This is a genomic window from Microbacterium sp. SYP-A9085, from assembly GCF_009649635.1.
In the GTDB taxonomy this organism is placed as follows: Bacteria; Actinomycetota; Actinomycetes; order Actinomycetales; family Microbacteriaceae; genus Microbacterium.
In genome coordinates this window covers 1-14,673 of record NZ_WJII01000005.1, presented here as the reverse complement: position 1 = coordinate 14,673, position 14,673 = coordinate 1, and the positions used below count along the sequence as shown (strand labels likewise).

Below are 14,673 nucleotides of genomic sequence, written 5' to 3'. Positions count from 1 at the left end.
ACCGGGCGCGTACAGCGGACCGCGGGCGCCCGGTCTGTGGAGGGCTCGACCGCCGCGCCCTGCCTGTGGAGAGCTCGGTCAGCCGCCGACGGCGCGCAGCCAGGCGCGGCGCGCGTCGAGCGCCTCGCGGGCCGCCGCTATCGCGCGGTCGTCCCCACCGGACTCGGCGTCGGCCAGCTCCTGCTCGAGCTTCGCGATGGCCTCGGTCAGCTGGCGCGTCATGTCATTGGCGCGCGCCTTGGTCTCCGGGTTGTTGCGCTTCCAATCGGCATCCTCGCGGGTGCGGACGCTCTGCTCGATCGTGCGCAGCTCGTCGTCCAGCGCCCGCTCGCGGTCGCGGGGGAAGATCCGGCCGATCTCGTCCCAGCGGCGCTGGATGCCGGTCAGCGCGGCCCGCGCCTTGGCGAGGTCGCGCTCGTCGACGATCGGCGCGGCTTCCTCCAGCAGGGCGCGCTTCGCGTCGATCTTCTCCCGGGACGCTTCGACCTCCGCCGTCTCCCGCTCGGTGCGTGCACCGTACAGCGCGTCGCCGGCAGCCTTGAACCGCGCCCACAGCGCGTCATCGGCCTTCTTGCCGGCGCGGCCCGCGTTCTTCCAGGCATCCAGCAGGTCGCGGTACGCGGCGATGCCGTCCTCGCCCTTGGTCGCGAGCGCCTCGGCACGGTCGATGAGGTCCGACTTGCGCGACCGCGCGGCCTTGTGCGTCTCGTCGAGTCCGGCGTAGAACTCGCGGCGCTGCTTCTCGACCACAGCGCGCGCGTCACGGAACCGCTTCCAGAGGCGCTGCGCCGCCGACTTCGGCAGCCGCGGGCCGTCCTTCTGCTGCACCTGCCACTGCTCGAACAGCTCGCTCAGCTGCGCGGTCGTCTGCTTCCACTGCACATTCGCCGGATCGCGCTCGGCGAGGGCCTCGACCTGCTCGACGAGGGCGGTGCGCTGCGCGATGGCGGCATCCACAGCCTCGCGAGCCGCGGCCGACTCGGCGACCGCCGCCTCCTCGAGCTGATCGACGAGGGCGTCGAGCCGGCGCTGCAGACCGGCGAGGTCGCCGACGGCGGCGGCGTCGACGGTCTTCGCGCGTGTCGTGGCGGCCGCTTCGCGCAGGTCGGATGCCGATGCGCCGCCGCCGCGGTGGCGGGCCTCTAGCAGCGCCACCTCGCCGGCGAGATCGGCGAACTTCCGCTCGAAGTAGCCCAGGGCCTCGGCGGGGGTGCCGTCAGGGTATTCGCCGACGACGCGCCACTGATCGCCATCCCGGACCGACACCACACCGGCGTCGTCGACGCGACCCCACGGCTCGGAGCCGGACGTGGCTCCCACCGCCGGAGCCAGGCTCGGCGCGGCCGTCGGCGGAGGCCCGGGGAGGGGGGTCGGTACGGGGGTGTTCTCTGCGTCGGCAGTCACGGGTGCACCTCATCACGGCTGGCGCCGTCTGTGGGGGGTATGGACGGGTCACCAGCCTAGTACGACACGGGCACCGGTCACGGGGTGACGGTCGGTGCCGGAGTCGTTGGCGCGGTCGTGCTGGGAGCGGGTGTCGCGACCGTGGCGGAGTGCGTGGGAGTGGGGCGGCCGGGGCCGGACGCGTAGTACCCGACCTGGGCGCCGATCGCGGCGATCAGCAGCACGCCGCCCACGATGCCGCCGATCAGATTGTCGCGCACCCGACGGCGTTCGCGGTGGGTGTTGAACTGCTGCCGGGCCTGGAAGGCACGTGCACGGTCGCGTAGGACGCGGGCATCCTTCTTCTTCGCTGCCGCCGCCACGGCGCCTCCTTCGCGCTCGGTCTGTCCGGGACGATCCTATGGCGGCCCCGCGCGCGCCGACAAAGCCGACTGTCGCACGGCGTCGATAGCCTGGACGGGTGAGCTCCCCATCCGCCCTGTTCTCCGGTCAGACGCCGTTGGCGGTGCGGATGCGGCCCACGTCGCTGGGCGAGGTGGCCGGGCAGCGGCATCTGCTGCGCCCGGGATCCCCGCTCGTGAAGCTCGCGGACCCGGATGCCGCGGCCGCGGGCGTGGTGTCGGTGATCCTGTGGGGTCCGCCGGGGACCGGGAAGACGACACTGGCCCAGGCGATAGCACGGTCGTCGGGGCGGCGCTTCGTGGAGCTGTCGGCGGTGACGGCCGGCGTGCGCGACGTGCGCGAGGTGATGCAGGAGGCGCTGAACCAGCGCGATCTCTACGGGCAGTCGACGATCCTGTTCCTCGACGAGATCCACCGCTTCACGAAGGCGCAGCAGGATGCGCTGCTGCCGGGCGTGGAGAACGGCTGGGTGGTCCTTATCGCGGCGACCACGGAGAATCCGTCGTTCTCGGTGATCTCGCCGCTGCTGAGCCGTTCGCTGCTGCTCACGCTGCAGCCGCTGTCCGACGAGGATCTCGGGATGCTGGTTGATCGCGCGGTGACGGATCCGCGGGGATTGGCGGGAGCCGTCGCGGTGACGGCGGAGGCGCGCAGCGCGCTGGTCCGGCTCTCGTCGGGGGACGCGCGGCGCGCGCTGACCGCGCTGGAGGCCGCGGCATCCCTCGCCGTCCCCGGCGATGACGCGGAACAGCCGGAGATCACCGCGGATCAGGTGGCGCAGGCGGTCGACAAGGCGCTGCTGCGGTATGACAAGCAGGGTGACGAGCACTATGACGTCATCAGTGCGTTCATCAAGTCGATCCGGGGCTCGGACGTCGACGCGTCACTGCACTACCTGGCGCGGATGATCGAGGCGGGGGAGGACCCGCGGTTCATCGCGCGACGGCTCGTGATCTCGGCGGCCGAGGACATCGGACTCGCCGATCCGCAGGGGCTGCTGATCGCGGTGGCGGCGGCGGATGCTGTCGCCTTCATCGGGATGCCGGAGGGCCGAATCCCGCTCGCGGAGGCCACCGCGTACCTCGCGACCACCGCCAAGTCGAACGCCGCCTATGTCGCGATCGACGCCGCTATCGCCGACGTCCGGTCGGGCGGCTTCGGGAGGGTGCCCGCGCATCTGCGCGACACGCACTACGCCGGAGCGAAGCGCCTCGGGCACGGCAAGGGGTACGTGTACCCGCACGACAGCGAGGTCGGCGTCTCGCCTCAGCAGTATCTGCCCGACGAACTTGTGGGGCGGCGGTACTACGAGCCCAAGGCGCTCGGCGCCGAGCGGGATGTGCAGGCGCGCCTGGAGAAGATCCGCCGCATCCTCGGCGGCGCCTGAGCCGCGGATCATAGGCGTCGCACAAGGTGCGGGATGTCGGCGCCGCAGGCGACGGCTTCTGCGACCGGTTGGGGTGCGTGTCGCACAAGGTGCGGGATGTCGCCGCCGCATGTCGCATCTTGTGCGACATCCCCGGGCACGGGTCTCACGAGACCTCACCGCAGCCGGCCGGATGCCGCAGTTTCTGCGACTCAACACCCCTGTCTGATAGCATGAATCGGCTTGAAACAGTGTTTTCGGGCATCCCCCTCCTCCTGAACAACCGCCACCTGCGCTCCGGCGTGCGCATCCGGCGGGCGGAGTCGGGCGATACGCCCGCGAGTCGTGATCGTCACGGCCGCGTCATGGAAGGAACACTTCGTGGCATCGAAGTCCCAGGACCGCCGCAAGGTCCGCCTGTCCCGCGCCCTCGGCGTCGCGCTGACCCCCAAGGCCGCGCGCTACCTCGAGAAGCGCCCCTACGGCCCCGGTGAGCACGGCCGCACCAAGCGGAAGGCCGACAGCGACTTCGCCGTCCGCCTGCGCGAGAAGCAGCGCCTGCGCGAGCAGTACGGCATCCGTGAGAAGCAGCTGCGCATACAGTTCGAGGAGGCCCGCCGCAAGGACGGCCTGACCGGTGAGAACCTCGTCGAGCAGCTCGAGATGCGGCTGGACGCGCTCGTCCTGCGCTCGGGCCTGGCCCGCACGATGGCGCAGGCGCGCCAGTTCGTGGTGCACCGACACATCCTGGTCGACGGTCAGCTTGTGGACCGTCCCTCGTTCCGCGTGAAGCCGGGCCAGCTCATCCACGTCAAGGAGCGCAGCGAGGGCACCGAGCCGTTCCAGGTGGCAGCCGCCGGCGGCAACGCCGAGGTCCTGCCCCCGGTCCCCGGCTACCTCGAGGTCGACCTCGACAAGCTGCGGGCGCGCCTCGTGCGCCGCCCCAAGCGCGCCGAAGTGCCCGTCGTCTGCGACGTGCAGCTCGTCGTCGAGTACTACGCCGCCCGCTGATCCGGCTCGATCCGATCGCGGTACGCACGGAAGGGCGTCGGGCCACCCCCGACGCCCTTCCGGCGTTTCCGCCTACGATGGGGGATGCCGCGCCCGCGGCCGCTCGGAAGGGATGACATGAAGAAGCTTCTGTGGCTCCTGTTCGGCGTGGCAGGCGGTTTCGTCCTCGCCCACGTCATCGACAAGGACCCCCGCGGCCACGAGGTGCTCGCCGACCTCGACGCGCGCGTCACCGAGTTCACGGACCGGATCGGCGACGCCTACCGCGCCCAGGAGGCGCACCTGGCCGCCGCCGTCGCCCGTGCAGAGGATGCCGCTGCCGCAGCCACGTCCGCCCAGGGCGGCGCCGCGCCGCACAGCGACGCCCCCGTTATCTGAGATCGCACGCCGCCCCGCGCCCCGAGCCGGGCGATGGCGTCTTGGTTCCGAATCCCCACGAAAGACATGAATGAAGACCGCTGAGATCGCCCAGCGCTACCTCGACTACTTCGAGAAGAACGACCACGTCATCGTCCCGTCCGCCTCGCTGGTCAGCGGCGACCCGTCGATCCTGTTCACGATCGCGGGCATGGTGCCATTCATCCCGTACCTGAACGGGCTCGTCCCCGCGCCGTTCCCGCGCGCCGCCGACGTGCAGAAGTGCATCCGCACGCTCGACATCGAGGAGGTCGGGCACACCGCCCGGCATGGGACCTTCTTCCAGATGCTCGGCAACTGGTCGTTCGGCGACTACTTCAAGGAAGGCGCCATCTCCTACGCCTGGGAGCTGCTGACCGGCCCGGAAGCAGACGGCGGACTCGGGTTCGCCGAGGGCGACCTGTGGGTCACCGTCTACGAGGACGACGACGAGGCCGCCGCCCTGTGGCGCCGGATCGCGGGCCTGCCCGACGAGCGCATCCAGCGGATGGGCAAAGAGGACAACTACTGGCACACCGGCCAGCCCGGGCCCGCCGGCCCCTGCTCGGAGATCTACTTCGACCGTGGCCCCGCGTACGGGCGTGACGGCGGCCCCGCCGTCGACGACAGCCGGTTCACCGAGATCTGGAACCTCGTGTTCATGCAGGAGCAGATCCGGGATGTCCGCTCGAAGACCGAGTTCGAGGTCGTCGGTCCGCTGCCCAAGAAGAACATCGACACCGGCATGGGCCTGGAACGCGTGGCGTTCATCAAGCAGGGCGTGCAGAACATGTACGAGATCGACCAGGTGCGCCCGGTGCTCGACCGAGCCGTCGAGCTCAGCGGACGTGGCTACGGCGCCGAGCAGGAGGACGACGTCCGCTTCCGCGTGATCGCCGACCACGTGCGGTCCTCACTGATGCTGCTGTCCGACGGCGTCACACCCTCCAACGAGGGGCGCGGCTACATCCTGCGCCGGCTCATGCGCCGGTCCGTGCGGGCGATGCGGCTGCTCGGCGTGGACGGAGCGACCTTCCCGGAGCTGTTCACGGCATCCCGTGACGCCATGAAGGACGCCTACCCGGTCGTCGCGAGCGACTGGGCGCGCATCTCGCAGTACGCGTTCGCTGAGGAGGAGACGTTCCTGCGCACGCTCGCGGCCGGCTCCGCGATCCTCGACCTGGCCATCACCGAGACCAAGGAATCGGGCGCGGCCGCGATCAGCGGACCCGAGGCGTTCCTGCTGCACGACACGTACGGGTTCCCGATCGACCTGACGCTCGAGGTGGCACAGGAGGCGGGCCTGGATGTCGACCGCGCGGCGTTCGACACCCTCATGCACGAGCAGAAGGCGCGGGCGAAGGCCGATGCCAGGTCCCGCAAGCGGGCTCTCGCGGACCAGAGCGTGTACCGCCAATTCCGCGCGGCGGGGGAGACCGTCTTCACCGGCTACGGCGAGCTGCAGACCGAGTCCAGCGTGCTCGGCCTGCTCGTGGACGGCGTGCCCGCCCAGAGCGCGGTCCAGGGGCAGATCGCCGAGGTCATCCTCGCCGAGACGGCCCTGTACGCGGAAAGCGGCGGCCAGGTCGCCGACAAGGGCATGATCGTCGGGCCCGGCTACGAGCTCGAGATCCTCGACGTGCAGAAGCCCGTGCCCGGCCTGGTGAGCCACACCGTCGAGGTGACGCAGGGCGAGGTCGGTGTCGGACAGGCGGCCACGAGCGTCGTGGATGCCGCGAACCGGCGTGCCGCCGCCCAGGCGCACTCCGCGACGCACCTCGTGCACGCCGCGCTCCGCGACACGCTCGGCCGCACCGCCACGCAGGCGGGCTCGCTGAACCGGGCGGGATACCTGCGGTTCGACTTCGCGTGGGGTCAGGCGCTGTCGGAGGCGACCCGCAGCGAGATCGAGGAGATCGCCAACAACGCGGTCCGCGACAACCTGCAGGTCTCCACGCGCGTGCTGCCGCTGGCCGAGGCGAAGGAGCTCGGCGCGATGGCGTTGTTCGGCGAGAAGTACGGCAACACCGTCCGGATGGTCGACATCGGCGGGCCGTGGTCGCGCGAGCTGTGCGCGGGCACGCACGTCTCCTCGAGTGCCGAAGTCGGGCTCATCAGCCTCGTCGGCGAGTCGTCGGTCGGCGCCTCGAACCGCCGCGTCGAAGCGCTCGTGGGCGTGGATGCGTTCCGCGAGCTGGCGGCCGAACGCGCAATCGTTTCGCAGCTGACGGCCGCGCTGAAGACGCCGCGCGACCAGCTGCCCGGCCGGATCGCCGACCTTGGCGCGCAGCTGAAGGCCGCGGAGAAGAAGATCGCGGCGTTCGAGGCGCGTGCCCTCGCCGATCGCGTGCCGGCCCTCGCCGGCACCGCGGCGCCGGTGGGCGGTGTGCGCCTCGTGGCGCAATCGCTGGGCGCGGTGGCATCGGCCGATGACGTGCGCTCGCTCGCCCTGCAGGTACGGGACCGGCTCGGCGCGGACGCGGCCGTTGTCGCACTCGGCGGCGACGTGCACGGGCACTCGATGGTGGTCGTCGCAACGAACGACGCCGCCCGCGCCGCGGGCGCCACGGCGGGTCCGCTGGCCAAGGCTGCGGCGGCAGCCCTGGGCGGCGGCGGCGGCGGCCGCGACGACGTGGCGCAGGGCGGCGGGTCGGATGTCGCCGCGCTGCCGGCGGCGCTGGCCGCCGTGCGCGCCGGGCTGGAGCGGCCGTGACGGAACGGCGGGGATGAGCGGGTTCCGCCGGGGCGCGCGGATCGGCGTCGACGTGGGCAAGGTCCGTGTCGGCGTCGCACGCAGCGACCCCGACGGACTGCTCGCGGTGCCCGTGGAGACCGTTCCCCGGAACGGGGAGCCGCTGACGCGGATCCTCGCCCTCGCCGACGAGCACGCCGCTATCGAGTTCGTCGTCGGGCTGCCGTTGAATCTGCGCGGGCTGGAGACGCCCTCCACCGCCGACGCCCGCGCGTTCGCGACCGCGCTGGCAGCGGCATCCCGGCTCCCGGTCCGGCTCGTCGACGAGCGCCTCAGCACCGTGAGCGCACACGCGGCGCTGCGCGGATCGGGCAGATCCCAGCGTTCGTCTCGTAGCATTGTGGATCAGGTCGCCGCCGTGGTCTTCCTCCAGCAGGCCCTCGACATCGAGAAGCGCACGGGACACCCGGCCGGCGACCTCGTCCCCCCAGTGCAGGAGCCCGCCTGACATGCCCGATGCCCGCTCTCCCGATGACGACCCGATGGCCGACAAGGACGGGAGGCTGCCCGATCCTCGGCCGCATGCCGTGAACACCGGGGACCCCGCCCATCGGGCCCCGCTGTCGCGGCGGGCCGCCCGCGAGGCCGCCGCCCGCGCGGCGGCCGCCAGGGCGGAGGAGGACGCAGCCGAGGTCGCCGCCGCGCCGCATCCGGCCCGACCTGCAGAGCGCGCATCCGCCGAGCCCGACACGCCCGCCGCGCCCCCGGCATCCGCGGGTCCGCGTCCGGCGGTATCCGCGGCCCCTCGCCCCTCGTTCGAGGACCTCTTCATCGGCACCGCCGGCACGGACGCCATCGGCGCAGTGCCAGCGAAGAAGACGAGGCGGCAGAAGCGCCGCCGCCGCTGGATAGCGCTGGCGATCGTGCTGGTCCTCCTGGGCGGCATCGGCGCCGGCGGCCTCTACGTGTGGACCGCGAACGAGGACCGCATCCGCTCGTTCATGGGCTGGGAGGAACCGAAGGACTTCGAAGCCGGGCAGGCGCACGGCGAGGCCCTGGTGACGATAGTGGACGGCGACACCGGGGCATCCATCTCCCGGTCCCTCGCGACGGCGGGCGTCACCAAGACGCCGGGCGTCTTCTACGACATGCTCGTGGCAACCGGCACGAGCCCCACGTTCTACCCGGGCGTGTACAAGCTGCAGAAGCAGATGACGGCCGCCGCGGCGCTGAAGGCCCTCACCGACCCGGCCTCGAAGCTGGAGAACTCTGCACTGCTGCAGGAGGGGCTCACCGAGGATGTCATCCTCAAGCGACTCTCCGACGCGCTGAAGATCCCCCTGGCCGACTTCACGGCCGCCGTCAAGGACCCGTCCGCGTACGGCGTCACGGCGAAGACGCTCGAGGGCTGGCTCTTCCCGGCGATGTACACGTTCGGGCCGGGCGCCACCGCCGGCGACGTGATCAAGACGATGGTGGCCCGGACCGTGAAATCCCTGGATGACGCCGGCGTGCCGACCGCAGACCGGCAGCGGGTCCTCACCGTCGCGTCCATCATCCAGCGCGAGGCGCGCTCGGCGGACGACTTCTACAAGGTCTCGCGTGTCATCGAGAACCGGCTCGACCCCGGCAACCAGCAGACGTTCGGCAAGCTGCAGATGGACTCGACGGCCCAGTACGGGTACGGCGAGATGCACGACGGGACCGCGAGCTCGAGCCAGGCTGCGCTCGACGACGACAATCCGTGGAACACGTACGTGCATACGGGACTTCCGGTCGGGCCCATCTCGAACCCCGGCGACCAGGCGATCGACGCGGCCATGCACCCCGCCCCGGGCCCCTGGCTGTACTTCGTGACGGTGAACCTCGACACCGGGCAGACCGTGTTCTCGACGACGTACGCCGAGCATCAGAAGGCCATCTCGCAGATGCACGAGTGGTGCCGGGCGCACCCGGACTCGGGATGCTGACCGGCGCCACCCGCCTCGCGGTGTGGGGCGACCCTATCGACCACAGCCTCTCGCCGCGCCTGCACGCAGCCGCGTACCACGCGCTCGGGCTGGACTGGGAGTACGGGCGCCGGCAGGTGGATGCGGCCGGCTTCGACGGCGCGCTGGCAGGCCTGGACTCCGCCTGGCGGGGCCTGTCGCTGACGATGCCGCTCAAGCGCGCCGCATTCGAGGCCGCCGCTGTCCGTGATCACCGCGCCGAGCTCTCCGGCGCCGTCAATACGCTGCTGCTGGATCCCGACGGGCCACGGGGCTTCAACACCGACGTGGGCGGCATGGCCCGTGACCTGCGCACGCACGGTTTCGCGTCAGTGGACGTCGTGCGCATCGTCGGGGCCGGCGCCACGGCCACCTCCGCCCTGCTGGCGGTCGCCGAGCTCGGCGCCACCGCCGTCGAGGTCGCGACACGCCGGGCGAACGCCGCCGATGGGCTCATCGCCCTCGGGGCGCGGATCGGCGTGCACGTGGGCGCCGTCGCGATGGACGCCTCCGAGCACGCGCGCGTGCCCCTCACCATCGCGACGCTGCCTGGCGCCGCCGCCCTGCCCGCTGCGGTCGCCGATGCCCTCGCCGCCGGCGGCGGACTCCTGTACGACGTCGTGTACGGGCCCTGGCCCACCGACCTCGCCCGAGCCTGGGAGCGCGTCGGTGCACCCGCCGTGGCCGGACGCGGAATGCTGACCGAGCAGGCGCTGCTGCAGGTGCGGATCTTCGTGCACGGCGATCCGACCGCGCCCCTGGACCACGAAGCGGCCGTGCTCACCGCCATGCGGGAGGCCGTCTCGGGCGCCTGAGGGCCGCCTGCGGCATGGGAGACTGGACGCATGCTCCGCGTGCTCACGGCCGGCGAATCGCACGGCCCCGAACTCGTCGCCCTCATGGAGGGACTGCCCGCCGGCGTCCCCGTCTCCCGCGAGGCCATCCAGGCCGACCTCGCCCGCCGCCGCCTCGGCTATGGGCGCGGATCGCGGATGAAGTTCGAGGAGGACGAGCTCACGATCTCCGCGGGCGTGCGGTTCGGCCTGAGCATGGGCAGCCCGATAGCGGTGCGGATCGGCAACACGGAATGGCCGAAGTGGACCGAGGTGATGAGCGCCGAGCCCACCGAGCTCACCGACCGCTCCCGGGGACGCGGGGCGCCGCTGACCCGCCCCCGTCCGGGCCACGCCGACCTCGTCGGCATGCAGAAGTACGGGTTCGACGAGGCCCGCCCGATCCTCGAGCGCGCGAGCGCCCGCGAGACGGCAGCCCGGGTCGCCCTCGGGGCGATAGCGCGCGCGTTCCTGGCCGAGCTCGGCATCCGGCTCGTCAGCCACACGCTGTCGATAGGACCGGTCCGGGTCCCCGACGGGTCCGCGCTGCCGTCGCCCGACGACGTCGACAAGCTGGACGCGGACCCGCTGCGCTGCTTCGACGCCGCCACCAGCGCGCAGATGGTCGCCGAGGTGGATGCCGCCCGCAAGGACGGCGACACGCTCGGCGGGGTCGTCGAGGTGCTCGCATACGGCCTGCCCCCGGGGCTCGGCTCGCACGTGCAGTGGGACCGGCGGCTGGACGGCCGGCTTGCGCAGGCGCTGATGAGCATCCAGGCGATCAAGGGCGTCGAGGTCGGCGACGGCTTCGAGACCACCCGGCGTCGCGGCTCCGCCGCGCACGACCTCGGCGATCGCCGCCATCAGCGGATCCCGCTCGGCCTCCAGCTCGATCCGCGAGAACTTCGTTCGCGACCGACGGGGGCATCGCCCGCAGCAGCGACCGCGCGGGCGGCACCGAGGGCGGGATGTCGACCGGCACCCTGCTGCGCGTCCGGGCCGGGATGAAGCCGATCGCCACAGTTCCGCACGCGCTGCGCACCGTGGATGTCGCGACCGGCGACACCGCCGCCGCACACCACCAGCGCTCCGACGTGTGCGCGGTGCCGGCCGCCGGCGTGGTGGCGGAGGCGATGGTGGCCATCGTGCTCGCGCAGACGGTGCTGGAGAAGTTCGGCGGCGACAGCGTCGCCGAGACCCGGCGCAACCTCGAGTCGTACCTGGCCGCCATCCCGCAGACGCTGCGCACGACCGATGCGAGCGATCCGGAGCTGCTGCAGGCATGACCGACCGCAGCGTCGTGCTCATCGGCCCGATGGGCGCCGGCAAGACGAGCGTGGGGCGGAAGGCCGCGAAGGCGCTCAGGGTGGAGTTCTTCGACACCGATATAGCGGTCAGCCGCGTGCACGGCCCCGTGGCCGAGATCTTCGCGGCCCACGGCGAAGCGCAGTTCCGCGAGTGGGAGCGCGACGCCGTCCGCGAAGGACTCGCCGGCTCCGGCGTTGTCGCGCTCGGCGGCGGCGCCGTGCTGCATCCCGACACGCAGGCGGATCTCGCGCAGCATCCCGTCGTCCTGCTGACCGTGGATCCGCGGATCGTGGCCGCGCGCATCCGGAACACCACCCGACCGCTGCTGCAGGGCGAGGACGCCATGACGCAGTGGCAGAACGTCGCCGCTGAGCGGCGCGACCTGTACGCCCGGCTCGCCGACGTGACGTTCGACACGTCGACCGGGCACATCCGCGACATCGTCGCCGCCGTCGCCGACTGGGTCCGCGACCGGTGGGAGCAGGATGCCGCCACGACGGAAGGAATTCGATGACGGACACGACGATCATCCCGGTGGCGGGGGACCGGCCCTACGACGTCACGGTCGGGCGCGGCATCCTGCGGGGCGCCTTGAACGCCGCCGTGCCGGACGCTGCCCGCAAGGTCCTCCTCGTGCATCAGCCGTCGATGGCGACCGCCGCCGGGCAGCTGCGGGCGTCGCTGTCGGAGTCCGGACGGCAGATCCTGCTGGCGGAGATCCCGGACGCGGAGGAGGGCAAGCGCATCGAGGTCGCCGCTTTCTGCTGGCAGGTCATGGGGCAGGCGGACTTCACGCGGACCGACCTCGTGATCGGGTTCGGCGGCGGAGCCGTCACCGACCTTGCGGGATTCGTGGCGGCGACGTGGCTGCGCGGCGTCGAGGTGATCCAGCTGCCGACGAGTGTGCTGGGGATGGTGGATGCCGCGGTCGGCGGCAAGACCGGGATCAACACGAACGAGGGCAAGAACCTGGTGGGGGCGTTCTGGCCCCCGCGGGCCGTGATCTGCGACCTGGACCTGCTGGACTCGCTGTCCCAGAACGAGCGGATAGCGGGGTTCGCGGAAGTGCTCAAGGCCGGCTTCATCCGGCATCCCGAGATCCTCGACCTCGTCGAGGCAGACCCGGAGACGGCGCTCGACCCGGCAAGTGACGCGTTCCGGCGGTGCATCGAGCTGGCGATCGGGATGAAGGCGCAGGTGGTCGGCGAGGATCTGCGCGAGGCCGGGCTGCGCGAGATGCTGAACTACGGGCACACGCTCGGCCACGCCATCGAGTACGCCGAGCGGTATCAGTGGCGGCACGGGGCCGCGGTCAGCGTCGGGATGATGTACGCGGCCGAGCTGTCACGGCTTGCCGGGCGCCTGTCCGACGACGTGGTGGACCGGCACCGCGACATCCTGACATCCCTGGGCCTTCCCACGACGTACCGGGCCGGCGCGTGGACCTCGCTGCTGGCGACGATGCGCCGGGACAAGAAGGCACGGGGGAGCATGCTGCGCTTCGTGGTGCTCGACGACCTCGCGCGCCCGACGATCATGCAGGCGCCCGACGAGTCGCTGCTGTTCGCGGCGTATCAGGAGATCGGCGCATGAGTGCGCCGCGGCGCCTGCTGCTCGTGAACGGGCCGAACCTGAACCTGCTCGGCACGCGCGAGCCGGAGATCTACGGCACGGCGACGCTGGGAGACGTGGAGCGGATCACGCAGGATGCCGCGGGCCGGCACGGGTTCGAGGTGCGCGCGGTGCAGAGCAACCACGAGGGCGTGCTGATCGACGCCATCCACGCGGCGCGCACGGACTGCGCGGGGATAGTGATAAACCCGGGCGGACTCACACACACGTCCGTGGTGCTGCGCGATGCACTGTCCGGCGTCGCGCTTCCGGTCGCGGAGGTGCACATCTCGGATGTGAACGCGCGTGAGGAGTTCCGGCGGCACTCGTATGTCGCCGACATCGCCGCCGTGCACGTGGTCGGCGAGGGCGTCGCGGGATACGCGACGGCGGTCGATCTCCTCATCGACGTGATTGCGGGGCAGTCGGAGGGCTGACGCTATACGCACGTAACTTCGAATGTCGGGGGCCCCTGCGATGATTCGTGTATGGCATTCATGACTGATCTTCAGGAGCACGTGGACATCGTGCGTGCGGTGGTGGGTGCGGGCACGGATGCTGCGTCGCTCCCGCTGCTGTTGTCGGGATTGAGTGATGCCCAGGTCGTGTCGGTGATGGCGGAGGCGTCGGCGGTGATCCGCGCGTTCGAGTCGCTGCGGGTGGCCGCCAGCGGGGTGGTGGCGGCGCGGTCCTCGCGCGAGGCGGGGCATGCGGGGCTGGCGCAGGTGCGCGGGCACCGGTCGCCGGTCGCGTTGGTGCAGGAGATCACCGGCTCCACCCGGACCGACGCGGTCAAGCAGGTCCGGCTCGGGCAGGCCCTGCTCGCCCAGGTGCCCGTACCTGCCGGTGCGGATGAGGGGGATCCCGCGCCGGCGGTGACACCGGTGTGGCATGCCCCGCTCGGGGCGGCGCTGCTGGCGGGGCGGATCACGGTCGGCCAGCATGACGCGATCCTGCGTGGCCTGGGCGACCCGCCCACCATCGACGCGGACACCGTGTCCGGCCAGAGCACCCCTGCCGGGGATGCCGGCGAGGTCGCCGGGCTGGTGGCGGCGGCGCGGGAGGAGGCCCGGGCGGCGTGGGAGACCGCCGCGGTCCAGCTGATCGGCGAGGCCGACTGCCGGACGGTGGAGGAACTTGCCGGGCAGGCCCGCGCGATCCGGGACATCCTGGACCCGGACGGGGCGGCCCGCCGGTTCCAGGAACGGTTCGAGCGGCGCTCCTTCCGGATCTGGACCGACCCGGACGGGATCGCGCACGGGTCGTTCCTGTTCGACGATGAGGCCGCCCTGTGGGTGCGCACCGTCCTGGACGCGGCGCTGGCCCCGCGCCGCGGGGTCCGCTTCGTCGACCCCGGCCAGCAGGCCCGCGCCGACGAGGTCGCGACCGACCCGCGCAGCACCGACCAGCTCGCGCACGACCTGCTCATCGACCTGCTCCGCGCCGGCGCGCTCACCGACGCCGAGACCGTGTTCGCAACCCGGCAGGCCGGCGTGCGGATCATCATCACCGAGCAGGCGGTGACCGCCACCGCGCAGGGCGGGGCGGCCGCGGTCGCCGGCGTGCTGGACGACTGCACCACCCTGCCCGGATGGGCCGCCACCCGGCACGCGTGCGACACCGGCACCAGCCGCTGCCTGCTCGACACGGACGGGAACCCAC

The 14,673-nt window shown here is 72.0% G+C and carries 13 protein-coding genes and 1 pseudogene; 12 read left to right on the top strand and 2 right to left on the bottom strand.

The genetic code is table 11. The features are described from left to right. Window positions 1-78: 78 nt before the first annotated feature. Window positions 79-1,320 (bottom strand): DUF349 domain-containing protein, encoded by a 1,242-nt coding sequence (locus GH740_RS10530; RefSeq protein ID WP_367641463.1) that lies wholly within the window; start codon window positions 1,318-1,320, stop codon window positions 79-81. Window positions 1,321-1,481: 161 nt separating this feature from the next. Beyond that, the gene (locus GH740_RS10525; protein WP_216644935.1) at window positions 1,482-1,766 is read right to left on the bottom strand and encodes a dioxygenase; all 285 of its coding nucleotides are present in this window, start codon (window positions 1,764-1,766) and stop codon (window positions 1,482-1,484) included. A gap of 98 nt (window positions 1,767-1,864) precedes the next feature. On the opposite strand from GH740_RS10525, the gene GH740_RS10520 reads away from it, so the two are divergent. From GH740_RS10520 to GH740_RS10465, 12 genes and pseudogenes are all read left to right on the top strand, one after another. Further along, complete coding sequence (locus tag GH740_RS10520; protein ID WP_367641462.1) at window positions 1,865-3,193, top strand: replication-associated recombination protein A; 1,329 nt, start codon at window positions 1,865-1,867, stop codon at window positions 3,191-3,193. Between the two features lie 360 nt (window positions 3,194-3,553). Further along, window positions 3,554-4,183 carry a 30S ribosomal protein S4 gene (gene rpsD, locus GH740_RS10515; protein WP_367641461.1) on the top strand — a complete coding sequence of 210 codons (630 nt, stop codon included), beginning with the start codon at window positions 3,554-3,556 and terminating at the stop codon, window positions 4,181-4,183. A 117-nt stretch (window positions 4,184-4,300) separates the two neighbouring features. Beyond that, window positions 4,301-4,561: an ATPase gene (locus GH740_RS10510; RefSeq protein WP_153746083.1), complete on the top strand. Its 261-nt coding sequence runs from the start codon at window positions 4,301-4,303 to the stop codon at window positions 4,559-4,561. Window positions 4,562-4,631: 70 nt separating this feature from the next. Next, window positions 4,632-7,292: an alanine--tRNA ligase gene (gene alaS / locus GH740_RS10505; RefSeq protein ID WP_153746082.1), complete on the top strand. Its 2,661-nt coding sequence runs from the start codon at window positions 4,632-4,634 to the stop codon at window positions 7,290-7,292. A gap of 13 nt (window positions 7,293-7,305) precedes the next feature. Continuing rightward, window positions 7,306-7,779, top strand: a complete 474-nt coding sequence (ruvX, locus tag GH740_RS10500) for a Holliday junction resolvase RuvX (protein WP_153746081.1) — start codon at window positions 7,306-7,308, stop codon at window positions 7,777-7,779. 1 nt (window position 7,780) lies between these two features. Beyond that, window positions 7,781-9,241, top strand: coding sequence for an endolytic transglycosylase MltG (mltG, locus tag GH740_RS10495; protein WP_153746080.1), 1,461 nt, complete (start codon window positions 7,781-7,783; stop codon window positions 9,239-9,241). Beyond that, window positions 9,211-10,074, top strand: coding sequence for a shikimate dehydrogenase (locus GH740_RS10490; RefSeq protein WP_367641460.1), 864 nt, complete (start codon window positions 9,211-9,213; stop codon window positions 10,072-10,074). The genes mltG and GH740_RS10490 overlap by 31 nt, the downstream gene beginning before the upstream one ends. Before the next feature lie 30 nt (window positions 10,075-10,104). Next, a pseudogene (gene aroC, locus GH740_RS10485) lies at window positions 10,105-11,378 on the top strand (chorismate synthase). Continuing rightward, window positions 11,375-11,914 (top strand): shikimate kinase, encoded by a 540-nt coding sequence (locus GH740_RS10480; RefSeq protein ID WP_153746079.1) that lies wholly within the window; start codon window positions 11,375-11,377, stop codon window positions 11,912-11,914. Before aroC ends, GH740_RS10480 begins: the two are co-directional and overlap by 4 nt. After that, on the top strand, window positions 11,911-12,993 hold the full coding sequence (aroB, locus tag GH740_RS10475; protein ID WP_153746078.1) for a 3-dehydroquinate synthase: 1,083 nt from the start codon (window positions 11,911-11,913) through the stop codon (window positions 12,991-12,993). The genes GH740_RS10480 and aroB overlap by 4 nt, the downstream gene beginning before the upstream one ends. Continuing rightward, window positions 12,990-13,448 carry a type II 3-dehydroquinate dehydratase gene (gene aroQ / locus GH740_RS10470; RefSeq protein WP_153746077.1) on the top strand — a complete coding sequence of 153 codons (459 nt, stop codon included), beginning with the start codon at window positions 12,990-12,992 and terminating at the stop codon, window positions 13,446-13,448. Before aroB ends, aroQ begins: the two co-directional genes overlap by 4 nt. 51 nt (window positions 13,449-13,499) lie before the next feature. Then, the coding region (locus tag GH740_RS10465) for a DUF222 domain-containing protein (RefSeq protein ID WP_153746076.1) at window positions 13,500-14,673 on the top strand (1,174 nt) is incomplete at its 3' end.

Excerpts from the sequence above, each read along its gene's own strand:
- alaS (WP_153746082.1), top strand. The coding sequence starts at position 4,632 with ATGAAGACCGCTGAGATCGCCCAGCGCTACCTCGACTACTTCGAGAAG.
- aroB (WP_153746078.1), top strand. The coding sequence starts at position 11,911 with ATGACGGACACGACGATCATCCCGGTGGCGGGGGACCGGCCCTACGAC.
- ruvX (WP_153746081.1), top strand. The coding sequence starts at position 7,306 with ATGAGCGGGTTCCGCCGGGGCGCGCGGATCGGCGTCGACGTGGGCAAG.
- GH740_RS10480 (WP_153746079.1), top strand. The coding sequence starts at position 11,375 with ATGACCGACCGCAGCGTCGTGCTCATCGGCCCGATGGGCGCCGGCAAG.
- mltG (WP_153746080.1), top strand. The coding sequence starts at position 7,781 with ATGCCCGATGCCCGCTCTCCCGATGACGACCCGATGGCCGACAAGGAC.
- GH740_RS10510 (WP_153746083.1), top strand. The coding sequence starts at position 4,301 with ATGAAGAAGCTTCTGTGGCTCCTGTTCGGCGTGGCAGGCGGTTTCGTC.
- aroQ (WP_153746077.1), top strand. The coding sequence starts at position 12,990 with ATGAGTGCGCCGCGGCGCCTGCTGCTCGTGAACGGGCCGAACCTGAAC.